The sequence below is a fragment of the Aestuariirhabdus litorea genome (genome assembly GCF_003864255.1).
GTDB classification, from domain to species: domain Bacteria; phylum Pseudomonadota; class Gammaproteobacteria; order Pseudomonadales; family Aestuariirhabdaceae; genus Aestuariirhabdus; species Aestuariirhabdus litorea.
In genome coordinates, this window is the sequence record NZ_QWEZ01000001.1 from 1,675,926 (window position 1) to 1,699,081 (window position 23,156).

Annotated in this window: 17 protein-coding genes; 6 read left to right on the forward strand and 11 right to left on the reverse strand. The window is 56.7% G+C overall.

All coding sequences use genetic code 11. The features are described 5' to 3' along the window. Window positions 1-173 precede the first annotated feature (173 nt). From D0544_RS07745 to D0544_RS07770, 6 genes are all read left to right on the forward strand, one after another. Window positions 174-4,988: an NAD-glutamate dehydrogenase gene (locus tag D0544_RS07745; protein ID WP_125015394.1), complete on the forward strand. Its 4,815-nt coding sequence runs from the start codon at window positions 174-176 to the stop codon at window positions 4,986-4,988. 38 nt (window positions 4,989-5,026) lie between these two features. Continuing rightward, on the forward strand, window positions 5,027-6,253 hold the full coding sequence (locus D0544_RS07750) for an aspartate aminotransferase family protein (protein ID WP_125015395.1): 1,227 nt from the start codon (window positions 5,027-5,029) through the stop codon (window positions 6,251-6,253). Between the two features lie 271 nt (window positions 6,254-6,524). After that, complete coding sequence (locus tag D0544_RS07755; RefSeq protein ID WP_125015396.1) at window positions 6,525-7,562, forward strand: arginine N-succinyltransferase; 1,038 nt, start codon at window positions 6,525-6,527, stop codon at window positions 7,560-7,562. 127 nt (window positions 7,563-7,689) lie between these two features. After that, window positions 7,690-8,721, forward strand: coding sequence for an arginine N-succinyltransferase (gene astA, locus D0544_RS07760; RefSeq protein WP_125015397.1), 1,032 nt, complete (start codon window positions 7,690-7,692; stop codon window positions 8,719-8,721). Between the two features lie 2 nt (window positions 8,722-8,723). Beyond that, entirely contained in the window at window positions 8,724-10,190 is a 1,467-nt protein-coding gene (gene astD, locus D0544_RS07765; protein ID WP_125015398.1) for a succinylglutamate-semialdehyde dehydrogenase, read from the forward strand. 106 nt (window positions 10,191-10,296) lie between these two features. Next, a complete protein-coding gene (locus D0544_RS07770; protein ID WP_125015399.1) occupies window positions 10,297-13,086 on the forward strand; it encodes a diguanylate cyclase domain-containing protein in 2,790 nt (929 codons plus the stop codon). On the opposite strand, the gene D0544_RS07775 is transcribed toward D0544_RS07770, so the two are convergent. From D0544_RS07775 to D0544_RS07825, 11 genes are all read right to left on the reverse strand, one after another. Next, entirely contained in the window at window positions 13,087-13,488 is a 402-nt protein-coding gene (locus tag D0544_RS07775; protein WP_164880866.1) for a DUF2802 domain-containing protein, read from the reverse strand. 245 nt (window positions 13,489-13,733) lie between these two features. Continuing rightward, the gene (locus tag D0544_RS07780; protein WP_125015401.1) at window positions 13,734-14,216 is read right to left on the reverse strand and encodes a chemotaxis protein CheW; all 483 of its coding nucleotides are present in this window, start codon (window positions 14,214-14,216) and stop codon (window positions 13,734-13,736) included. Window positions 14,217-14,303: 87 nt separating this feature from the next. Further along, the gene (locus D0544_RS07785; protein WP_125015402.1) at window positions 14,304-15,014 is read right to left on the reverse strand and encodes a CheW domain-containing protein; all 711 of its coding nucleotides are present in this window, start codon (window positions 15,012-15,014) and stop codon (window positions 14,304-14,306) included. A 133-nt stretch (window positions 15,015-15,147) separates the two neighbouring features. Next, on the reverse strand, window positions 15,148-15,945 hold the full coding sequence (locus D0544_RS07790; protein WP_125015403.1) for a ParA family protein: 798 nt from the start codon (window positions 15,943-15,945) through the stop codon (window positions 15,148-15,150). Window positions 15,946-16,124: 179 nt separating this feature from the next. Further along, a complete protein-coding gene (gene motD, locus D0544_RS07795; RefSeq protein ID WP_125015404.1) occupies window positions 16,125-17,000 on the reverse strand; it encodes a flagellar motor protein MotD in 876 nt (291 codons plus the stop codon). 8 nt (window positions 17,001-17,008) lie between these two features. Continuing rightward, window positions 17,009-17,749, reverse strand: coding sequence for a flagellar motor protein (locus D0544_RS07800; RefSeq protein WP_125015405.1), 741 nt, complete (start codon window positions 17,747-17,749; stop codon window positions 17,009-17,011). Window positions 17,750-17,751: 2 nt separating this feature from the next. Continuing rightward, on the reverse strand, window positions 17,752-18,843 hold the full coding sequence (locus D0544_RS07805) for a protein-glutamate methylesterase/protein-glutamine glutaminase (protein ID WP_125015406.1): 1,092 nt from the start codon (window positions 18,841-18,843) through the stop codon (window positions 17,752-17,754). A gap of 61 nt (window positions 18,844-18,904) precedes the next feature. Further along, on the reverse strand, window positions 18,905-21,139 hold the full coding sequence (locus D0544_RS07810; protein WP_125015407.1) for a chemotaxis protein CheA: 2,235 nt from the start codon (window positions 21,137-21,139) through the stop codon (window positions 18,905-18,907). A 10-nt stretch (window positions 21,140-21,149) separates the two neighbouring features. Further along, window positions 21,150-21,869: a protein phosphatase CheZ gene (locus D0544_RS07815; RefSeq protein WP_243647265.1), complete on the reverse strand. Its 720-nt coding sequence runs from the start codon at window positions 21,867-21,869 to the stop codon at window positions 21,150-21,152. Between the two features lie 81 nt (window positions 21,870-21,950). Further along, the gene (locus D0544_RS07820; RefSeq protein ID WP_207905791.1) at window positions 21,951-22,331 is read right to left on the reverse strand and encodes a chemotaxis response regulator CheY; all 381 of its coding nucleotides are present in this window, start codon (window positions 22,329-22,331) and stop codon (window positions 21,951-21,953) included. 89 nt (window positions 22,332-22,420) lie between these two features. After that, window positions 22,421-23,146, reverse strand: coding sequence for an RNA polymerase sigma factor FliA (locus tag D0544_RS07825; protein WP_125015410.1), 726 nt, complete (start codon window positions 23,144-23,146; stop codon window positions 22,421-22,423). Window positions 23,147-23,156 lie beyond the last annotated feature (10 nt).

The following is a 23,156-nucleotide window of genomic DNA, read 5'->3' on the forward strand; positions in this document are numbered from 1 at the left end:
AAAAACAACCCAGGATCAAATGTCATCTGCCAACAACTCAAGGTCGCTTTCCTAAAACTTCCTTGCTACCACTAGGGTAGCGTTTAACTGATAATCTGGCTCAGCATGATCTTTTCGTGCGCCAGGCCTACAGGACGGCGTATTTTTCATTGTTTCCATCGACCGGGAAAACCATGAGCAATCTAAAGCAACAAAAGCTCGATACCATCGACCAGCTAAAACAGCGTATTCACGACAAACTCCCCTTTGAACATCGAAAGCCTGTCTCTGCGCTGGCGGATCTCTACTTTCGCGAAAGCATCTCCCGCGACCTGATCAGCACCCCCCTGGACGAGCTTGAAGGCGCCCTCCTCTGCCTGTGGGACTGCATTCACCAGCGCGTACCCGGCGAGCCCCAGATCCGTATCTACAACCCGAGCTTTGAGGAGCACGGCTGGCACTGCCCCCACACTGTGATCGAGGTGATCACCGACGATATGCCCTTCCTGGTCAGTTCCATCACCATGGAGCTGATGCGCCGCGAGCTCTCCCTGCACCGCATCACCCACCCGGTGGTGGCCTGCAAACGTGACGATCATGGCCAACTGCTGGATGTCTTCCCCCATGACACCAACGAAAAAGGGGTGATCCGTGAGGCCGTTACCCGCATCGAGGTTGACCAGCAGGGGTTACGCAAGAAACAGCAGGAGCTGAAGATCGCCCTTACAGAGGTTCTTCGCGATGTGCGCGAAGCGGTGAACGATTGGGAGCCGATGCGCGCAAAACTGCAAGAGGTGATCAAAATTACCCAATCCAGCAAGCTGCCGGTTAGCAAGGAGGAAAAAGCGGAAACGCTCGCCTTCCTGAAGTGGGTACTGGACGATCACTTTACCCTTCTTGGCTCCCGTTACTACACACTGCACCGCGACAATGACGGTGAAGTGTTCATGGAGATCGACGAGAAGAGTAGCCTGGGCACTTTTCGCTCCATGGGGAAAAACACCCAGCTTAAAAATAAGTTAGCGCCTCACATTCGTGAGCAGATGCTTAAGCCCACCCTCTTATCCATCACCAAGTCCACCACCCGCTCAACGATCCATCGACCTTCGCACCTGGACTACCTGGGCATCAAGCACTTTGACAAGCAGGGGAACATGGTGGGTGAGTGGCGATTTTTTGGCCTTTACGCCTCTGCCGCCTATATCTCCCCCATCCAGGAGATCCCCCTGGTAAGACAGAAAGCCAGCTACATCATGCAGCAGGCCCGCTGCACCCCCAATAGTCACAAGGGAAAAACCCTGCAACATATCCTCTCCCAATACCCGCGGGACGAGCTGCTGCAGGCCAGTGCTGAAAAACTGGAAGAGACCCTGACCGGAATTCTCGAGAACCAGTCACGTCGCCAGCTACGGCTGTTCCTGCGCAAGGATATCTTCAGCCGCTTCGTGACCGCTCTGGTGCTGGTACCCAGGGACCGATTCCACACCGAACTGCGCCAGCAACTGCAGTCGATCCTTATGGATGAATTCAAGGGCTACAACAGCGAGTTCAATGTCCAGTTCTCTGAACAGCTGACCGCCCACGTCCATATCACGGTTCACTGCGAAAACTGCAGCGATTCGGAGGTCAGCATTGAGGAGCTGGAGATGCGCATGCGCGAAGCGATGCTCTCCTGGCAGGATCACCTGCACCTTGCCCTGATCGCCACCGATGGTGAAAGTGATGGTAACCACCTGAATCACGTCTACGGAAACGCTTTCCCGGCCGCCTACCGGGATGATCACAGCCCGAACCGCGCGGTCTCGGATATCCACCGCATCGAATCCATCACACCCGAGCGCCCGATCTCCACCCACCTCAGCCGCCCCCTGGGCAGTTTTAACGAACTCCACTTCAAGGTTGTCGGGCAGGGTGACACCATGGCCCTGTCGGATGTACTGCCGATCCTTGAGCATATGGGAGTGCGGGTTCTCAGCGCTCGCCCCTACAAGATCCGCAGCGCCGGCGACAAACAGTTCTGGATCCTCGACTTCCAGATTTCGGTATCCAGCGAGCGTGACCTTGATGACCCCGAGCTCAAGGAGCAGTTCCAGCAGTGCTTTGCCCGCACCTACCGCGGCGAGCTGGAAAACGATGGTTTCAACAGCCTGATCATCAGCGCCGGACTGAGCTGGCGCCAGTGTGTGATCGTACGGGCCCTCAGCAAGTACCTGACCCAGGCGCAGGTCTCCTTCAGCCAGACCTACATGGAAGAGACCCTGGGCCGCAACCACACAATCACCGCGTTGCTGGTGGAACTTTTCGAGACCCGGTTTGCCCCGCATCAGGAGTCCACGGAGGAGACCGCTGCCGAGCTTCGCAAACAGATCACTGACGCCCTCAACGAGGTGGCGAACCTGGATGAGGATCGCATCCTGCGTCACTTCCTCAGCGTTATCAACGCCATGCTGCGCACCAACTACTACCAACTCGATGAGCAGCGCCAGCCCAAGAGCTACCTATCGTTCAAGCTCGACCCGGAACAGGTACCCGCGCTTCCCCTGCCGCGGCCGAAATATGAGATTTTTGTCTATTCGCCCTGGGTAGAGGGTGTTCATATGCGAGGCGGAAAAGTGGCCCGGGGTGGACTGCGCTGGTCCGACCGTCGCGAGGATTTCCGCACCGAGATACTGGGGCTGGTCAAGGCCCAGATGGTGAAGAATGCGGTCATCGTTCCCACCGGCGCCAAGGGCGGATTTGTTGCAAAGCAGCTGCCCGCCAACGGTTCCCGCGAAGAGGTGCAGGCCGAAGTCATTCACTGCTATCGCACCTTTATCCGCGGGCTATTGGATATCACCGACAACCTGCAGAACAACAGCGTGGTTCCCCCGCAGCTGACCCAGCGCTACGACGAGGATGACCCCTACCTGGTGGTGGCTGCCGACAAGGGTACCGCCACCTTCTCGGACATCGCCAACGAGATCGCCCAGCAGTACAGCTTCTGGCTCGACGACGCTTTCGCCTCCGGCGGCTCCTTCGGTTACGACCACAAGAAGATGGGCATCACCGCCCGCGGTGCCTGGGAGTCGGTCAAGCGACTGTTCAAAGAGCAGGGTCGTGACTGCCAGGCCGAGCCCTTTACCTGCGTTGGTATTGGCGATATGAGCGGCGACGTGTTTGGCAACGGGATGTTGCTATCACGCCAGACCAAACTGCTGGCAGCCTTCAACCACATGCATATCTTTATCGACCCCGATCCTCAGCCGGAGACATCCTGGGAGGAGCGCAAGCGCCTGTTCGACCTGCCCCGTTCCAGCTGGAGTGACTATAACACCAAGCTGATCTCCAAAGGCGGCGGCATCTACGAGCGTTCTGCGAAGTCGATCACCCTCAGTAAAGCGGCCCGTGAAGCACTCAATATCGATCGCCAGAAGCTAACCCCCAGCGAACTGGTGCAGCTGCTGCTGCAGGCACCGGTCGACCTGCTCTGGAACGGCGGTATCGGCACCTACGTTAAGGCCTCCCACGAAACCCATGCCGACGCCGGCGATCGTGCCAACGATGCAGTGCGGGTCGACGGCAGCCAGTTGCGCTGCCAGGTCGTTGGTGAAGGGGGCAATCTGGGCTTTACCCAGGCTGGTCGGGTCGAGTTTGCCCGCCGCGGCGGCATGGTTACCACCGACGCCATCGATAACTCCGGCGGCGTCGACTGCTCTGACCATGAGGTCAACATCAAGATTATGCTTGGGCAGGTGCTGGCCAACGGCGATATGACCCTCAAGCAGCGCAACGAGCTGCTTGCCAGTATGACCGAGGATGTGGCCAGGCTGGTACTGAGGCACAACTACCAGCAGGCTCGCATCCTGAGCCTGGCTAACCAGTTCGCTTCCAGCCAGCTTGGTGATCACATGCGGCTGATCAACCAACTCGAACGTGAGGGACGCCTCAAGCGGAAGCTGGAGTTCCTGCCCAGCGATGAGCAGCTGCACGAACGCGAAGCCCAGTCCGAAGGATTGAGTCGCCCAGAGCTTTCGGTACTGCTGGCTTACAGCAAAATGAAGCTCTACGAAGAACTGCTCGCCTGCGATGTGTGCAACGATGCGGCCCTAGGACACCGACTGGTCGCGTACTTCCCGAAAGCGCTCAGCGAACGTTACCAGGCGCTGCTCGAAACCCATCCGCTGCGGGCCGAGATTATTGCCACCCACCTGACCAACGAAATTGGTAACTCCATGGGCCCCACTTTCTGGTCCCAGATTGGCGAAGAGAGCAACCGCGACACCGCCGATATTGTGCGCGCCTATAGCGCTGCACGGGCGATCTTCTCCATCGACACCCTCTGGAGCCAACTGGAAGCTATCAGCAGTGGGCTGAGCCACAGCTTGCAGACCGGCCTCTTCTTCCGCCTACAGCAGCTAACCGAGCGAGCCACCCTGTGGATTCTGCGCAACAACAGCACCATCAGCGACCTGGAATCGCTGCAGGGTGAATACCACCCCGCGGTCGAGATGCTGAACGCACGTCTGGGGGACTACCTTCAGGGTGAGGACCTGCAGAAGATCGAATCCCAGGTCGGCGAGCTCACGGAGGCGGGCCTGGATCCTGACCTCGCCCGCCGCTATGCGATACTCGATCATCTTTACTACAGCCTAGATATTGCTGCTGTCGGTGCCAGCAAACCGGGGCAGCTTGAGCGCGCAGCAGAGATCTTCTTTGACCTCAACAACCGCTTGCAGCTGCACTGGCTGAGAGCCGGAGTCCAGGAGCTGCCGGTGGCTAACCAGTGGCAGCGTAAGGCACGCGCTACCCTGGCCGACGAACTTGACCGCCTGCTTCGCACCACCAGCACCGCGGTCCTGAGCAGTGCTGATAGCAGCATGAGCACGTCAGCCGTGCTGGACCAGTGGCTGGCGTCAAATGCAGCACAGTTCCAACGCAGCCAGTCTATTCTGGCCGACATTCAGTCCAGTCCTAATCGCGACCTCGCCATGTTGTCCGTTGCGATCAGGGAACTGAGACAGTTTTCCTGACCCACGAAGTCACCCAATAACAGGAGGAAGAACAGATAATGACTCAGTCAACCTATACACGCGAAACCTTTGATCAGGTAATGGTCCCCAACTATGCCCCACAGGCGATCATTCCGGTCAAGGGCGAAGGCTCTCGCGTCTGGGATCAGGAGGGCCGGGAGTATATCGATTTTGCCGGCGGTATCGCGGTTAACGCCCTGGGCCACTGCCACCCCGAGCTGGTAAGCGCCCTCAAGGAGCAGGCTGACAAGCTCTGGCACCTGAGCAATGTTTACACCAACGAACCGGCTCTCAAGCTGGCCAGCCAGCTGACCGAAGCCACCTTTGCCGAGCGTGTTTTCTTCGCCAACTCCGGTGCCGAAGCCAATGAGGCGGCGTTCAAACTGGCTCGTCGTCACGCCTTCACCCACTACGGCGCACAAAAGCACGAGATCATCGCGTTCCACCAGGCGTTTCACGGTCGCACCCTGTTCACCGTTTCCGTCGGTGGCCAGCAGAAGTACCGTGAAGGCTTCGAGCCCGCCCCCGGAGGGATCACCCACCTTCCCTTTAACGACCTGGCAGCGCTGGAAGCGGCCATCTCCGACAACACCTGCGCCGTGGTGATGGAGCCCATCCAGGGCGAAGGCGGCATCATTACCGGCGACCCGGAGTTCATTAAAGGCGCCCGTGCCCTGTGCGATAAGTACAACGCGCTGCTGGTATTTGATGAGGTTCAAACCGGCGTTGGCCGCATCGGCGAGCTCTACGCCTATATGGACACCGGCGTCACCCCTGACATCCTGACCACCGCCAAGGCGTTGGGCGGTGGCTTCCCGGTCGGTGCCATGCTGACCACCGAGGCAATCGCGGCGAGTTTCGTGGTGGGCACGCATGGCAGCACCTACGGCGGCAACCCACTTGCCTGCGCGGTGGCCAGCAAGGTGCTGGAGATCGTCAACGACCGCCAACTGCTGGACGGAGTTAAAGCCAAACGTGAGCGCTTTGTTGCGGCCCTCAACGCCATCAACGCCGAGCACAATGTGTTCAGCGAAATTCGTGGCAAGGGGTTACTGATCGGTGCGGCACTCAACAGCACCTGGGAGGGCAAGGCCGCCAAGTTCCTAGCGGCCGCGCGCGAGCAGGGCACCATGGTTCTGGTAGCCGGCCCGAACGTGCTGCGCATGGCCCCCTCGCTGGTCATCCCCGATGAGGATATCGACGCAGGAATGGCCGGCCTGGCAAAAGCCGTCGCTGAAGTAGTAGCGGCGGGTCCCGACGCCTGATAAGGCGGATGCAGGGCTGCCTTCAGGATTGGCAGCCCTGCCGATCCCGCGCATGTCAGAAAGGGAATAGTAGAGGTCGCAAAGACAACAGTTGTGACCTATGACGCCCCCTCCTTTTAGGAAATAATGTCTGCTGGCCCTTGGCATGGCAGTCGCCTGCTCGCGCGATCACACTGCGTCCATCCAACCGGCCTCCAATTCATCGCCAACCCGATCCGAACGCAACCTGGAGGGCTTTAGGCGACCAGAACTTTAAAGACGCGGAGACTCTATGCTCGTTATTCGGCCCATCGACTACCATGACCTGCCGGCGCTTGAGCGCCTGGCGGTGGTATCGGGTGGCAGCCTGACGACCCTGCCCGCGCACCGTGAGCACCTGAATGACCTGATCGGCGCTACACGCCAATCCCTGCGAGCAGAGGACGAAGCCCACCCGCGAAGCTTCCACTTTGTGCTGGAAAACACGGAAAGCCGAGAGCTGCTGGGAATCAGCGGTATCGAGACCCGAATTGGGGTCACCTCCCCCTTCTACAGCTACCGCATGGCGGAGTTTACCCATACGTCGAAGCAGCTGCAGATCCGCAATACGGTCGGCACACTGAGCATCTGCCAGGACCTGGCCGGTAGCAGTCGCCTCTGTACCCTCTTTTTGGCGCCAGAGCATCGCAACGCCCTTAACCACCAGCTCCTCTCCCGCGCCCGTCTGCTCTTTATGGCGCTACACCGCTCCCTTTTGGCCAAGCGCTGTATCGCTGAGCTTCAGGGTGTCCTCGATGAAGAGGGGAAATCCCCGTTCTGGGAAAGCCTGGGGCGCCACTTTTTTAGCATGGAGCTGTCCCGGGCCACCTTTCTGGCCGGCATTAACTTCAAAGGCTTTATCGCCTCCCTGATGCCCCAGCAACCCATCTATATCCCACTGCTGGGCAAGACCGCACAGGACTCCCTGGGTAAACCGCGTAGCGACATCGCCAGCAACAAGCAGCTGCTGGAGATGGAGGGGTTCAGCTTCTCGGACCATATCGATATTTTCGACGGCGGTCCCACACTCGAGATCGACACCGACCAGATCGCCACCTTCCAGCAGATCCGGCGAACAACCGCCAGCGTCGGCAGGCACGGTAGCGATGAGAGGGTTCCCAGCCTGGTCAGTAACTGCGGATTTAGTGACTACCGCTGCCTGATTGCAACCCTGTCGCCCCTCGCCCCTCAACTGACCACTGAGCAGATGGCGGCGCTTAATATCGGCCCTGATGACCCGATCCAGATAACTCCCTGCCACTCATTAGCGGCAGCAACAAAAACAAACTGATACCCGGGCGGATAGCTCTTCCGCCTGAGAACGCAACTTAAAGCAACAAGAAACGACTGCTCGCACCACAGCTGGTAGCCAGCGTTTCCTTCAACGAGGAGGCACCTCTTAGAGGTGAAGATGAATTATGATGGTAATCCGACCCATTCATTCCGATGATTACGATGAGCTATACGCGCTGGCAGAAAAAACCGGCGCCGGATTTACCTCCCTCCAACCCAATGAGGGTCAGGTTCGGGGAAAAATATACAGCTCTCTGGAGGCCTTCGAAAAGGTGGTAACCACCCCCGGAGAGGAGACCTACCTGTTCGTCCTTGAGGACACAGAAAATGGTCGAGTGGCCGGTATTTGTGGTATCGAGGCCGCGGTAGGCCTGAGCCAGCCCTGGTATAACTACCGGGTGGGCACCCTGGTCCACTCATCGCGGCAGCTGGGGGTTCATAACGCCGTGCGCACCCTCACCCTGAGCAACGACCATACCGGGTACTCCGAAGTCTGCACCCTGTTTCTGGATCCCGACTACCGCCACAGCAAGAACGGCAGCCTGCTCTCCAAGAGCCGCTTTATGTTCCTGGCCGAATTCCCCAAGCGTTTTTCAACCCACATCATTGCCGAAATGCGCGGCTACTCAGACGAAAACGGCCACTCTCCCTTCTGGGAGGGGCTGGGACGCCACTTTTTCTCCATGGACTTTGCGGATGCAGTTTACATGGCAGGCCTGGGTGACAAGACCTTTATTGCCGAGTTGATGCCCCGCCACCCGATCTACACCAATATGCTTCCCAAGGAGTCTCAGGAGGTGATCGGTAAGGTCCACGACAACACCCTGCCCGCCCGCATGATGCTGGAGAGCGAGGGTTTCCGTAATGAGGGTTATGTGGACATTTTCGACGCGGGCCCCACCATCGAAACCCGGGTTATGGACATCCGTGCCGTACGCGAGAGCCATTATGCCAAGGTCAATATTTCCGACGCCCCTGAGGGCGGAGAAACCTACCTGATGTCCAATACCGACCTGAAAAACTTCCGCTGCACGCTGGTAGAGCTGTCCGGTGATCATAATGTGGTAGACATCAACCCAGAAACGGCCGCCGCCCTCCAGGTTGAAGAGGGCGATGCTGTGCGAGTGGTACGTTTGTCATCCAAGCTTAGGAGGTAAACATGAGCAATTCTTTATTTGTTAACGGCGAGTGGATTGACGGACAGGGGCCCTCCTTTACCTCTTATAACCCTGCCAAAGGAGTTTCGCTCTGGCAAGGACACGGGGCTACTGAACAGCAGGTTAATGACGCGGTTAACGCCGCTCGTGAAGCTTTTTACGACTGGTCTTCACGTCCATTTGAAGAGCGTGAAGCGGTGGTTAAAGACTTCGGCGAGCAGCTCGATGCCCATCGTGAGGAGCTGGCTCTGGCCATCTCCGAGGAGACGGGGAAGCCGTTGTGGGAAACCCGCACCGAGGTTGCCGCAATGATCGGCAAGATCGCTATTTCCATTAAGGCTTACCATGAGCGTACGGGAGAAGAGCAGTCCGAGGTCCCGGCTGGGCGTTCCGTGCTGCGCCACAAGCCCCATGGGGTGGTTGCAGTGTTCGGCCCCTACAACTTCCCCGGTCACCTGCCCAATGGTCACATTGTTCCGGCCATTCTGGCGGGCAATACTGTCGTTTTTAAGCCCAGCGAGCTGACCCCAAGGGTCGCGGAGAAAACCCTGAAACTTTGGCAAAAAGCCGGGCTTCCAGCGGGCGTGATCAACATGGTTCAGGGAGAGAAGGAGACCGGCATCGCATTGGCGGGAAACCCCGGCATCGACGGCCTCTTTTTCACCGGTAGCTCGGCCACCGGCCACCTGCTGCACAAACAGTTTGCGGGCCAGCCCGGAAAGATCCTCGCACTCGAGATGGGGGGCAACAACCCACTGATTCTTGACGAGGTGGCTGATATCGATGCGGCCGTGCATGAGACCCTGCAGTCAGCCTATATCTCCGCTGGCCAACGCTGTACCTGTGCCCGACGCCTTTATGTACCGCGCACTGGGCAAGGTGACCGCTTTGTCAGCCAGCTGGTTAACGCCATCAAAAAGATTCGGGTGGGCGTGTACGATGCCGAAGAACAGCCCTTTATGGGTTCGCTGATTTCGGTGGCCGCCGCCGAGGGAATCCTGGCAGCCCAGAGCCGCTTGCTCTCGATGGGCGCTGAGGCGCTCGTTGAGGGCAAGCGACTTGATGATCACAGCGCGATGATCTCTCCTGCACTGATAGACGTAACCACCATAGAAGCACTGCCCGACGAGGAGTATTTTGGTCCCCTCCTCCAGCTGATCCGCTATGACGACTTCGATCAGGCGATCGATATGGCGAACCGGACCAGCTACGGGCTCTCCGCGGGACTGCTGAGTGACAGCCGCGAGCGCTATGATCACTTCTTCAAGCGCAGCCGGGCCGGCATCGTCAACTGGAACAAGCAGTTGACAGGAGCCAGCAGCGCAGCGCCATTTGGTGGAATCGGTGCCAGTGGCAACCATCGTGCCAGCGCCTATTACGCGGCGGACTACTGCGCTTATCCGGTGGCCTCACTGGAAGCGGACAGGCTCGCCATGCCGGCTCAGTTGGCGCCAGGCCTCTCCCTGTAAGCGTCACTGTTATCCGTTGCTTAAAGGCCTCCCAGGTGGAGGCCTTTTTATTGCTGACAGCTCGGTCACACTGTGCACAATGGATTAAAATGCATAAACTTAGCCAATGAGCCTGCGCCACCTGTTTTCCAATTACCCTGCCCTGCTTCTCGGATTGAGCTTGCAACTGTTGTTATCCCTTGCCAGCGGATCAGCACATGCAGACGCCCCGCTACGGGTCAGCATTGTAGACCTCGACCCTCCCTACTCCTTTATCCAGCCGGACGGGACACCCGCAGGCTTGATGGTGGAACTGTGGCGCTATTGGGGGAGGGTCAACCAGCGCGAGATTGAATTTGTTGTCAGCGCCAGCTACCCCCAGGCTATCGGGCAGGTTCTGGCCGGCGATACCGATGTGCTGGCGGGCATGGATCCGCAGTACGGCTACGGCCAGTCGCTGATCGAAACCCGGTTCGCCGTTGATGATCCTGTCTACCTGTTTACCCACGCAACGCTGGGTAAAATTCAGGGCTGGGAGGAGATCCGCCCCTACCGAATCGCTGTTAGCAAGACGCTCAACCTGCCCACGCTAGCGATTCCAGAGGGCTATACCTACGACGGGCTTGAGGGCACAGAGCGGATCGTAGAGGCGGCTCGGCGGGGCGACTACCGGGTAGCGATCGGGCGACAGATCGCCACCAATTTCCTCCTGCGCACCGAGAAGCTTTCGTTTCATCTCAACAGTGGAATGAAAATCGCCAATAACCGACGCAGCGCAAGGATACGGGCGGGGAACGACGTCCTCCTAGGCGAAATCAACCGGGGGTTCAAGCGCCTTGAGCCTAAGCGCCTACGCTCCATTGTTGCCGTATGGGGGGGGGTGTCGCCCAACGATGAAGACCTGATCATTACCCTGCCTCAGTGGGCACCACCCTACGCCACAACCACAACCGAGGGTGAAAGCCTGGGGCTCCTTCCTGACCTGTGGAGGCTCTGGGGGCAAAAGACAGGGGTTTCGGTTCGCTTTCTGCCCATGGAGCCGACCCACAGCGAGGAGATGGTTATCCGGGGGTTAGCCGATATTGTAGGGGTTACCTTCTCACCGCTGCCCGAACGGATGAGCCTGCTCAACTATCCCACGGTGTTATTACCGATCAAGCTGGGTGTATACGTACCTGAATCCTCCGGCGCGACCCGCCTCGCGGACCTGATTGGCACCCCCATTGCGATGTATAACGCCCCTCACCTTCGCGCCCTCTTGTTGCAGCACGAGCCGGGTTTAAGCTTTACAACCCAGGAGCCGTTTACTGCCTACATGCAATCCGGGCTAGAGGCCTTTGTCAGCAGCACAGCCGTCATCAACGACCCGACCGGCCACCGGGCCAACAGCGGGCAGCACTACCGACTACTCAGCGACTCCCTGCTGGATGATCTCCTTCTTGCGGCGGTTCCCAGACACCGAACAGAGCTGGCGACCAGGGTTCGCGAAGGAATGGAAAAGATCACGCCCAAGGAGCTGGGGCAACTGGAGCAGAAGTGGCTCCCCAACCCACAGGATCACTTTTACAATACAGGCTCCTATCGCTTTTCCGTGAGCCCGGAAGGTGTGGCCTGGATCAGCAATAACCCGGTGATCAGGGTGGGGCTACCCGAAGGGGATTCAACCACCGCCCAGAACAGTAATTTCAACAAGGAGCTGATTCAGCTGCTTGGTGACTATCTACCGGTCCGTTTTGAAACCCGTTTTTACGAAGATTCGGCGAGTAGCCTGGAGGCGATCACTAACGGTGAGGTGGATATGGTCGCCGATGTCGGTGGAAGCGAACACAGCCAGGCACCCGTCAACTACTCCTTCACCTACAAACGGACCCCCTGGGTGATCGCAACACCCGATCAGCAGGTTGCTCTTCGCAGTGTCGAGGAAATGGAGGGACAGAGCCTGGCTGTTATTCCCGGCACCGCCATCACCGAGCAGCTCCTGGACTATCCAGGGGTTAGCATTACCAATGTCAGCTCAATCAAAGCCGGTTTGGACAAGGTCATCAACCGCGAGGTTCAGGGTTATGCAGGAAGCCTCTCTGCACTCTCCCAGTACATACAGGAGAATGGCATAGATGGAATCAACCTGCACCGCATACCCGAGCTAAAAGACGACCAGGTAAAATTTGCCATCCGTAGTGACTGGCCCGAACTCACGCACATGATCAATCGCGTTATTACCATCAGCGATGACGGCAAGCTGAGGCAGCTTCGCAAAAAATGGCTTGCTCTCAGGATTCAACAGGGAATTGATGAGGGCGACCTCTGGATTGAACGGTTAAAAGTAGGCGCCATTGCTGCCTTGATTCTGGCTGTAGTTCTGTTCTGGAACCGTCGACTACGCAAAGAGATAATAAAACGCAAGCTGGCCGAGGAGGAGGTTCGCCACTTGGCTACTCATGATACCCTTACCGGCTTGCCCAACCGGCGCCTGCTCTGGGACCGTATTTCCAAGTCGCTGGCAATTGCCAAGCGTAACCAGCAAAAGGTGGCCCTTTTATTCATCGACCTCGACGGCTTTAAAGCGGTTAACGACACACTGGGGCACGATGCAGGCGACGAGCTCCTCAAGGAGGTCGCCGAGCGAATAAAGAAAAGTTTGCGTGAATCCGACACCGTAGCTCGTATCGGTGGGGACGAGTTCGTGGTGTTACTGCCAGCGATTCAGCAGGCGGATGGGGCAGCACAGGTGGCGCAAAGCTTACTGGATAAGCTCAGCCAACCCTTCCAACTCCAGAGTGAAGCTCATATTGGCGCCAGTATAGGCATCGCGTTATATCCTGACTCTGCAGGCGATGCGGAAGAGCTGATGAGTCTCGCAGATAACCTTATGTACAAAGTGAAAAAGTCGGGCAAGAACAGCTACGCCTTTGCCTGATCAGCTACCGCTGCTGTTTTTACGGTGCATCAACTCTATCAAACGAGCTTCCGCTACCGAGATATGACAACTCTCCATCACGTCTTCGGTCGACGCCCCCATCTCAAACAGCTTTCCCGCCTCTGTGTAAGAAACCTTTGACGGGTCCCGCTGCTCCAGGGCTTCCTGCTTGTCGATGGTGACGCTCAACCGTTGCTCAACCTTGATAAGGCGCTGCCCTACACCAATGGCGCCGGCTCCCACTGCCCTCAGGTCAGACTCAAGCATATCGATACGCTTGTTGAGGCGCTCAACCTGCTCTCGCTGGGCTCCTATGGCTCGGCGGTAATAATAGACGCCCACGGTTCCAAACAAGAGGACCGCGAGAAGGGGTATCAGGAGGCTAAGGTTCAGGCTAGACATACTCATCTATATGCAAACGACCAAGAGGATCTCGCTCGCGAGAGGACTTCTCCTGAGCAGACTTCTCTTCAGCAGAATTCTCCTCAGCAGAGTTATGCTCCTCATCCTGGTGCTCTTGCTCTTGCTCAGGAGTGGGACGCTCTCTGGGTGGGCGTCCCTTCTCTGTGGGGCGGATACGACGGGAAGGGTCTACGATAATTGGTGTAACATCATCCATCGCGCACCTCCCAGCGCCGGGGCTTTGTTTATATGTCGGAGAGTTCAGCCCACTCCTCATCGCTCATCATCTTGTCCAGCTCGACAAGGATAAGCAGCTCGCCATTTTTGTTGCAAACACCCTGTATAAACTTGGCGCTTTCGTCGTTACCCACATTGGGTGCCGTTTCAATCTCGGATTGACGCAGATAAACCACTTCGGCAACGGCATCCACAAGAATACCTACAACCTGTTTTTCAGCCTCAATAATGACGATACGGGTGTTCTCCGTTACTTCGGCATAAGGAAGGCCAAACCGCTGGCGGGTGTCGATCACGGTGACTACATTACCGCGCAGGTTAATAATTCCCAATACGTATTGGGGAGCTCCGGGTACAGGTGCGATCTCGGTGTAACGCAAAACTTCCTGTACCTGCATTACGTTAATTCCGTAAGTTTCGTCGTCTAGGCGAAAGGTTACCCACTGCAGGATGGGATCATCTGTTCCTTGTGAAGCGGTATGTGTCGACATAGCGTGGTCTCTATCCTGATTTTAATTGACGGGAATGCCCTAATTCCGTGCATACCCCTAACTATAAACTAAAGTTTTTTTAAATGCTTAATTTGCTCGCATTGCATTACCATTTGATTCCGCCTCGCAAATAAGGCTACTGAGGCGCTCGACATCAAGCAGGGCGCACATCTCGCCAATAACCGTACCGGCCAGCCAGGGGCGTTTTCCCCTCTCGGTTCTCCAGCGAACCGCATCCGGATCCAGCTGGATCGCCTCTGCAACGTCATGTACGGCTAAAGCCCAATCACAGCCCTTAAGCGAAATAATGTACTTAAGCCCCTCATTCAGCTCTGGGCTGTAACGCTCCGGCATAACCCACTTAGCGGCATCCATAACCCGAATGCTTTTGCCGGTGTGCTTGTACAAACCTAAAAACCAGTCCGGCTGCCCAAAGAGCGGTGTTAACGGCTCATCAAGCGGATAAATGGTGCCCAACTCAATCAGTGGCACCGCCAGCTTAAGACCCGCAACCTTGAACAGAAGACACTCAAACCGCTGCCGAGACCACTCCGGTCGCCCTATTGCTGTGGGAGCAGATTCCACTACTGCTACCGGCTCCTCTTTAACCTGAGGAGTGATTTCAAGGGAGGGGGTGGGGAGCTCGACCTCCTTTACTACCTCAACCACCTCCTGCGGGGCAACCGCCTCGTCGAGCATCAGCGCACGGGCAGTCGCATCCTGAAGCAACCCATCCAGATACTCCTGAATCGCTTCCTGAGGTTTAGTGACCGCTACTTTTAACTGCTGCTGACTCATATTCCGCCTAAAGACTCAATGCCCCTCATCCAGGGCTCCTTCAATTCATCGGCCAAGGTAACGGGAAGTTTAGAAAATACGCCTTACAACCGCAGGCGTCCATCCCTTACCGGCTTCCGCCTATTGTATCCTGCTAACCGGTTGCAGTACGAGGCTCTGCAATGGCCGCCATCAAAAGATCCTTCAGCAGGTGCTGGTACGCCCTTACTGCACGGGATTCCGGGTCAAACGCAGAGGGTGTCACCCCCTGCCTACTGGCATCCCTAAGCCGGGTATCTACCGGTATATAAGCCTGCCATACATGCTTCGCGTGTTGACTGCGTATGGTTTTCATCGCCATTAAGGCCGCCTGGGTCCGCCGATCAAACATGGTGGGCACTATCAGGTAAGGTAGCTCGCGCTTTCGGGACCGATTGACCATCGTCAGGGTATGGACCATACGCTCCAGCCCCTTGAGGGCCAAAAACTCGGTCTGCACGGGAATCAACAGCTTCTCACTGGCTGCCATCGCATTCACCATCAGCACGCCCAACAGAGGGGGGGTATCAATGAGAGCGTAGTCATAGCGATCCCACAACAAGGCCAGGGATTTAGCCAGTACCAGCCCATACCCCCCCTGCCCGGTCATCTGCCGCTCCAGGGTCGCCAACGCCGTGCTGGCAGGCATCAGGTCGAGATTTTGAGAGCTGGTTTGTTTGATTACACTGGCAGGAAGGCCTTCGGGTATCTCGCCTTTATGCATAAAGAGGTCGTAACTACTGCTCTCAATCGAGTCAGGGTCATAGCGAAAATAACTGGTCATCGAGCCGTGTGGATCAAGGTCGACGATTAAGACGCGCTGCCCACGGTCAGCCAGCAGGCCGCCCAACGCAACGGCCGTTGTGGTCTTACCCACCCCCCCTTTTTGATTCGATACGGACCAAATTCTCACAGCGCCACCCTAGTTCCCCGTAACAGCCAAAAATTGACGATAACCCACCAACTTCATCAACCTGCCGTTTTTTTGTCGTTTGAAAGCACTCCTATTGCTATCCAGCAAAATCCATGCCCAAAAATGGATCTAGGGGGGCTCTCTCAACTATGTCACAGAGCTCCTGCTGAAGGACCGTTTTATTGAGCGGGTGCCGCCGGAGGAGCGAAGCGTTCTCGAAGCACCCCTTCGTACTGCGTGGCACGCTCGACGCCAATGGGGTTGATGGCGCGTCGAATATCGAGGTTTTTGGAGATCACCAGAACGACCCGCCTATTGCGCTCCCGCCCCTCTGGGGCCGCATTGGATGCAACGGGCTGAAACTCTCCATAGCCAACAGCCGCCAACTGGCCTGGGTCGACACCATAATTGGCCAGCATCCGCACCACTGCCGCCGAACGTGCAGCGGACAACTCCCAGTTGGTTGGAAAGCGGTCGGTATTGATCGGCCGGTTATCGGTAAACCCCTCAATATGAACCGGGTTATGAAAGGGCTTAATGATATCGGCTACCCGCCGAAGAATATCGAACGCCTGGTTCTTGGGGATCGAATCTCCGCTGTCAAACAGCAAACTGGCTGGCATCTCTATCTCGACCCACATCTCATTGCCGGTGACGCTGATCTTTTCTTCTGCGATCAGCTCGCTAAACGCTATTTTAAGGTTATCACCGATCACTTCGAGGTTTTCCGTGGCCTCCTCCTCGGTAAAGGTTTTGTCTCCCCCCTCTATGGGGTTAATGGCCACGTCCTGACCGTGGGGAATAGCGATCATATCGTCGTTGCTTTTTTGATCACGGACCCGTGACTCACCTACCTGGATGGGATCGACGCTGCGGGGGGGCTGGTTGAATACCCCCACCAGTGTTTCCGACAGAATCTTATACTTCCCCTCATTGACCGAGGAAATAGAGTACATGACCACAAAGAAGGCGAATAAAAGCGTTATGAAGTCAGCGTAGGAGACCAGCCAACGCTCCAGGTTCTCATGCTCCTGCTGCTGCCGTCTTCTCGCCATAGATCACACTAACCCTGGAAGCCTTGCAGCTTCAGTTCGATGGCCCTGGGGTTCTCCCCCTCAGCAATCGCTAAAATCCCCTCAATCATCATCTCCCGGTACTGGGAGCCCTGATGGACGATGTATTTCAGCTTGTTCGCGATAGGAAGCAGCAACAGGTTGGCAAAGGCCACCCCATAGATGGTTGCCACAAAAGCAACCGCGATCCCCTCTCCCAACTGGGAAGGATCGGCCAGGTTTCCCATAACATGTATCAGCCCCATGACCGCCCCGATGATGCCGATGGTGGGAGAGTAACCGCCCATACACTCGTACACCTTAGCGGCATGCATATCCTTGTTTTCGGCGGAATAGAGGTCAACCTCCAGAACACTGCGCAGCGCCTCAGGCTCACTGCCATCGACCAGCAGCTGCAACCCCTTACGCGCAAAAGGGTCCGGTTCTGCGTCAGCGATGGTCTCCAGCCCCAGCAGCCCCTCTTTTCGTGCCGTCATACTCCAGTTCACAACCTTGGAGATCCCTTGCGCGATATCCACCCGAGGCGGGAAAAAAACCCAGTTCAGGATCACCAGCGCACGACGGAAGGTGGCACCTGAGGTCTGGATAAAGGCGGCACCAATAGTGCCACCAAACACAATCACCGCCGCCGGCCCGTTGAGCAGGGCCTCAATGTGACCACCTTCAAGATAGTTACCACCGAGAACGGCAAACAGCGCCAGAAGTAGCCCTACGACGCTTAACAGGTCCATGTTTAAATCGCCTCCACCAACCGGGACGGGATATCATCCAGCGACAGCACCGCATCGGCCAGATTCGCATTGACTATCGCCATTGGCATCCCATAAATAACGCAGCTTGCCTGGTCCTGGGCCCAGACCGTTGCACCTTTTGACTTCAGCAGGCGGGCTCCATCGCGCCCATCCGCCCCCATACCGGTTAAAACCACGGCCAGGACTTTTCCACCAAACGCGTTGGCTGCCGAGCCGAAAGTGATGTCCACACAGGGCTTGTAGTTCAGGCGCTCATCGCCGGGAAGAATCCTTACCACCCCCCCACGGGAGTCGATCATCATCTGCTTTCCACCTGGCGCCAACAGCGCGACACCGGGCTGCAGACGATCACCGTCCTGGGCTTCCTTGACAGTGATTTTGCAAAGGCGATTCAGCCGCTCAGCAAAAGCATGGGTAAAGGTAGCCGGCATATGTTGAATCAGCACAATAGGGGTTGGAAAGTTAGCCGGCAGCTCCGTGAGCACCTTCTGCAGTGCCACCGGCCCACCGGTAGAGGTACCGATCGCCAGTAGCTTGTGCTTGGCTGCCCCACGGTTGTAGACCACCGGCCTGGCAGGTGCACCAGCCTGTTGCGAAGCCGCTGGGGCGGCCGCTCCCAGGCGGCTTGCCGTCGGCCTTGGCCCCGCCTGGGTCGCCGGTGCGGCACTGCGTCTCATGCTGCGTGCAACGGTTTTAACCCGATCACACAGGACCCGTTTGATCTTGTCGGTGTTTCTCGAGATATCCTCGAAGTTTTTTGGCAGGAAGTCGACGGCACCCGCTTCCAGGGCGTCCAGTGTCACTCGCGCCCCTTCGTGGGTAAGGGAAGAGAACATCAAAACAGGGGTTGGGGAGCGGGCCATAATTTTACGAACCGCGGTAATGCCGTCCATAACGGGCATTTCGTAGTCCATAGTGACCACATCTGGCTTCAGGGCTGACACTTTCTCGACCGCTTCCGCACCGTTACTGGCCGTTCCCACGACCTCTATCGTCGGATCCGATTTCAAAATTTCGGTGACCCTGCGGCGAAAAAAACCAGAGTCGTCCACCACCAATACCTTTACTGCCACTCGATCTCTCCAATGCTCTCAACGAGATACCGGCACCCGAAGGTGCCGGTCAATGCGGGATTTAAATCCGGCGTGCGTAGCGTTTCAACATGCTGGGTACATCAAGGATCAGGGCAATTCGCCCATCCCCGGTAATGGTGGCACCCGCCATGCCCGGTGTGCCGTGCAACATCGACCCAAGGGGCTTGATGACGACCTCCTCCTGACCGACCAGCTGGTCCACTACAAAGCCAACCCGTTGAGTGCCCACGGAGACGATCACCACATGGGCCTCCTCTCCTTCCCCCTCCGTTACGTCGACACTTCCCCCCATACGGTTATCAACCAGCCAGCGCTTGAGGTAAAACAGTGGTAATGCCTTGTCCCGCACGATCACCACTTCCTGTCCATCCACCACATTGGTTTTTGACAGATCGAGGTGGAATATTTCATTCACGCTCACCAACGGCAACGCAAAAGCCTGCTGGCCAAGCATCACCATCAGGGTTGGCATGATAGCCAGCGTCAAGGGCACCTTGATTAAAATAGTGGTGCCTTTACCGGCTTCGGACTGAATATCGATAATGCCGTTGAGCTGGGATATTTTGGTCTTAACCACATCCATACCCACGCCTCGACCAGAGACATCTGAGATCTCCTTTTTGGTCGAAAACCCGGGGGCAAAAATAAGGTTAAAGCATTCGGCATCCGACAGGCGATCGGCCGCATCCTGGTCAAACAGACCGCGCTCCACTGCAAGGGCTCTCAGTTTGTTGGGGTCCATACCCGCACCATCGTCGGAGATGGAAAGCAGTATGTGATCCCCCTCCTGTTCAGCGGCCAGGATAACGTTGCCCTTACGATCCTTACCTGCAGCCTCCCTGACCTCAGGAGCCTCGATGCCATGGTCCACGGAGTTACGAACGAGGTGAACCAGGGGGTCGGCAAGCGCCTCTACCAGGTTTTTATCCAGGTCCGTATCCTCACCCTCCAGCTGGAGGTTAATCTCCTTCTTGAGGTTCCTGGCCAAATCCCTCACAACGCGGGGAAAGCGACCAAACACCTTCTTAATCGGCTGCATCCGGGTTTTCATTACCGATAACTGCAGGTCACCCGTCACCACATCCAGGTTTGCGACCGCCTTCGATAGCGCTTCATCGCCATTACTGGCGCCTATACGGACCAGCCGGTTTCTTACCAGCACCAGCTCGCCCACCATATTCATGATGTCATCCAGCCGTGAGGTATCAACCCGTACCGTGGTTTCAGTAGCTGGCGGCGGTTCTTTGGCTTTTACCGGTGCGGCGGGCTTGGCCACCGACGGTTTCGCAGCGGCGGCCGGTTTGGGCTGGGCTGGGGCTGGCGTCACCGGCTGAGAGGTGGCTGCAGCGGCAGCAGGCCCCTTACCCTTACCGTGGAGTTGATCCAAAAGATCCTCAAACTCCTTGTCCGAGATATTGTCACCTTCAGCCGCGCCCCCTGCAGGTGGCGTAGGTGCCTGGGCCGATGAGGCAGCTTGCGCTGATGCTCTTTCTACCACGCCGCTTGGGGCCCCGCCACCGTGCAACTGGTCCAGAAGCGCTTCAAACTCATCATCGGTGATCTCATCGCTATTGCCAGGCGCAGCCCCTGCTGCTGGCGTTGCAGCAGGTGCCGCACTGGCACCAATCTTTTTATCCCCGTGGAGTTTATTCAGCAGCTCCTCAAACTCATCATCGGTAATCTCATCACTGGATGAAGCGGAAGGCTCAGGCGCTGGAGCCGTATCCTTAGGGGCTTCGTGGAGTGCGTCCAGAAGCTGCTCAAATTCATCATCACTGATATCGCCTCCGGCACCGGACTCGTTGGTGGTTGCCGAAGTATCGGGCTGTGCTGGCACCTGAGGCTCAGGCGCTGCTGCGCTCGGCGCCGGCTCGGAAGTGCCTGTGTCAGGGGTGGCCATCAGCGCAAGTTGCCGCAAAAGCTCGGGGTCAGCGGGTGTTGGCTCCTCGCGTTCACGCACCTCACCGAACATGAGATTTACCGCATCCAGTGCCTGCAGCACAACATCCATCAGTTCAGGGGAGACCTGCCGTTGCCCGTTGCGCAGTATATCGAAAACATTCTCGGCTATATGGCAACACTCTACCAGGGGCGTGAGGGAAAGAAATCCGGCGCCCCCTTTTACCGTATGGAAACCGCGGAAGATTGCATTCAACAGCTCCTTGTCGTCAGGCTGGTTTTCAAGGTCTACCAGCTGCTCAGATAGCAGTTCAAGAATCTCTCCTGCCTCAACAAGAAAGTCTTGCAAGATCTCTTCGTCAACCTCAAAACTCATACCTAGCTCCTTAGAACCCTAGACTGGAAAGAAGGTCATCGACCTCATCCTGCCCAGAGACCACATCATCCCGATGCTTTTTATTAATCTGTGGGCCTTCCGCTTCGGTACTCGATGCGGCTGGCTTGGCAGATAGTGCCTCGTGCTCTATGCCCGTAATTTCATCAACCTTGCCAGCCATCCGCACCAGGTGAACCAGGCTGTCTTCGATTTCAGACACCAGGCTGACCACGCGCTTGATGACCTGCCCGGTCAGGTCCTGATAGTCCTGGGCCATAAGAATTTCATTCAGGCTGTTGCCAAACTCAGTGGAGCGTTTTTCAGTCTCCTCCAGGAAAGGGGCAATGCGCTTGGACAGCTCCCTGAACTCCTCCGGTGACATTTGACGGCTGGTAAAACGCTTCCACTCCTGACTTAACTCCCTAGCCTCGATCCCCAGCTGGGATGCCATGGGGGCGCACGCCTCGACAATATCCATTGTCCGGTTGGCCGCGCTCTCAGTCATTTTAGTGACGTAATCAAGACGATCCGAAGCATCCGCCATATGGGATATCTGCTCCTGATCCTCGCCGGTAATGCCAGAGTCAATATGGAAGTTCATCAGCGACTCGTGCAACGCCCGTGTCAGCCTGCCAACCTCGAGGTAGAGGCTCTGGTCACGCATCTCGTTGAGGTCTTGAATCACATTGATCGCACCAGAGACATTCCCTGACTCGAGCAACTCAACCAACTTTTGCGCCTGTACTTTTAGGTCAGATTCCAATTCGGCATTGTCTCTGTTGTAATTAAAAAGCGTCATATCAAGCCCTTATCAACCACCAGCATCGACGCGTTCAAAGATTTTTTCGATCTTCTCTTTGAGCGCCTGGGCGGTAAAGGGCTTGACCACGTAACCATTAACGCCAGCCTGCGCCGCCTCTATGATCTGGTCCCTTTTGGCCTCCGCTGTCACCATCAGCACCGGCAGCGTACTGAGCTTTGGATCAGCCCTAACCGCTCGCAGTAGATCGATCCCTGTCATTCCCGGCATATTCCAGTCCGTGACAAGAAAGTCGAAACCACCCGTCTGCAGCATCGGTAGTGCCGTCTGACCGTCGTCAGCCTCTGCCGTATTGGTAAAACCCAGATCCCGCAGCAGATTCTTGATGATGCGCCTCATAGTAGAAAAGTCATCTACGATGAGGATCTTCATGTTTTTGTCCAAACCGGCCTCCGTGAAACCTCTAATTTTGGTATTGTCAAAACACAGTATTCTACAAGTCTAGTTGGTGAATGAAAGGATTACTCCGAATCCGAACTCCACCCCTTAAGTCGCGACCTAAGCCTTAGCGCCGACTGGCTATGGAGTTGGCTAACCCTTGATTCACTGACACCAAGAACAGCTCCAATCTCTTTCAGGTTCAGCTCCTCATCGTAATAGAGAGAGAGCAAAAGTTGCTCACGGTCCGGCAGGGTGCTAATGGCCTCAGCCAGGGACTCCCGGAACCTGTCCGCCATAACGCCCTCATGGGGTAGCGAGACATCCAGGGAGGCTAAAGCCGCCTCCTGCTGCGTGTCGTCACTATCGATCAGGTCGTCAAAGCTGAATAGGTGCCCCCCCATTGAGTCATGCAACATGGCATGATATTCACCCACACTAACCTGTAATTCGGCCGCAATCTCATTATCTTTAGCGTCACGCCCTAAGCGGGCCTCGACCGCTTTGACAGCCTCGGAGACTCGACGGCTATTGCGATGCACGGAACGGGGTACCCAATCCCCTTTTCGAATCTCATCCAGCATGGCACCGCGAATGCGAATACCGGCATAGGTTTCAAACGCAGCCCCTTTGCTGCCGTCATATTTACGGGCGGACTCCAGCAATCCGATCATGCCAGACTGAATCAGGTCATCCACCTGAACACTTGACGGCAGTCGAGCGGCCAGGTGATGCGCAATACGTTTTACCAGGGGAGCATGGCGCTCAACCAGAACATTCAACGACTCCGCCTGATTGTTGGTATACATACCAAATCCT

Excerpts from the sequence above, each read along its gene's own strand:
- D0544_RS07800 (WP_125015405.1), bottom strand. The coding sequence starts at position 17,749 with ATGGACCTGTTAAGCGTCGTAGGGCTACTTCTGGCGCTGTTTGCCGTT.
- D0544_RS07775 (WP_164880866.1), bottom strand. The coding sequence starts at position 13,488 with ATGTCTAGCCTGAACCTTAGCCTCCTGATACCCCTTCTCGCGGTCCTC.
- D0544_RS07745 (WP_125015394.1), top strand. The coding sequence starts at position 174 with ATGAGCAATCTAAAGCAACAAAAGCTCGATACCATCGACCAGCTAAAA.
- D0544_RS07780 (WP_125015401.1), bottom strand. The coding sequence starts at position 14,216 with ATGTCGACACATACCGCTTCACAAGGAACAGATGATCCCATCCTGCAG.
- astA (WP_125015397.1), top strand. The coding sequence starts at position 7,690 with ATGATGGTAATCCGACCCATTCATTCCGATGATTACGATGAGCTATAC.
- D0544_RS07820 (WP_207905791.1), bottom strand. The coding sequence starts at position 22,331 with ATGAAGATCCTCATCGTAGATGACTTTTCTACTATGAGGCGCATCATC.
- D0544_RS07770 (WP_125015399.1), top strand. The coding sequence starts at position 10,297 with ATGAGCCTGCGCCACCTGTTTTCCAATTACCCTGCCCTGCTTCTCGGA.
- D0544_RS07755 (WP_125015396.1), top strand. The coding sequence starts at position 6,525 with ATGCTCGTTATTCGGCCCATCGACTACCATGACCTGCCGGCGCTTGAG.
- astD (WP_125015398.1), top strand. The coding sequence starts at position 8,724 with ATGAGCAATTCTTTATTTGTTAACGGCGAGTGGATTGACGGACAGGGG.
- D0544_RS07750 (WP_125015395.1), top strand. The coding sequence starts at position 5,027 with ATGACTCAGTCAACCTATACACGCGAAACCTTTGATCAGGTAATGGTC.
- D0544_RS07825 (WP_125015410.1), bottom strand. The coding sequence starts at position 23,146 with ATGTATACCAACAATCAGGCGGAGTCGTTGAATGTTCTGGTTGAGCGC.
- motD (WP_125015404.1), bottom strand. The coding sequence starts at position 17,000 with ATGGCGAGAAGACGGCAGCAGCAGGAGCATGAGAACCTGGAGCGTTGG.
- D0544_RS07810 (WP_125015407.1), bottom strand. The coding sequence starts at position 21,139 with ATGAGTTTTGAGGTTGACGAAGAGATCTTGCAAGACTTTCTTGTTGAG.
- D0544_RS07785 (WP_125015402.1), bottom strand. The coding sequence starts at position 15,014 with ATGAGTCAGCAGCAGTTAAAAGTAGCGGTCACTAAACCTCAGGAAGCG.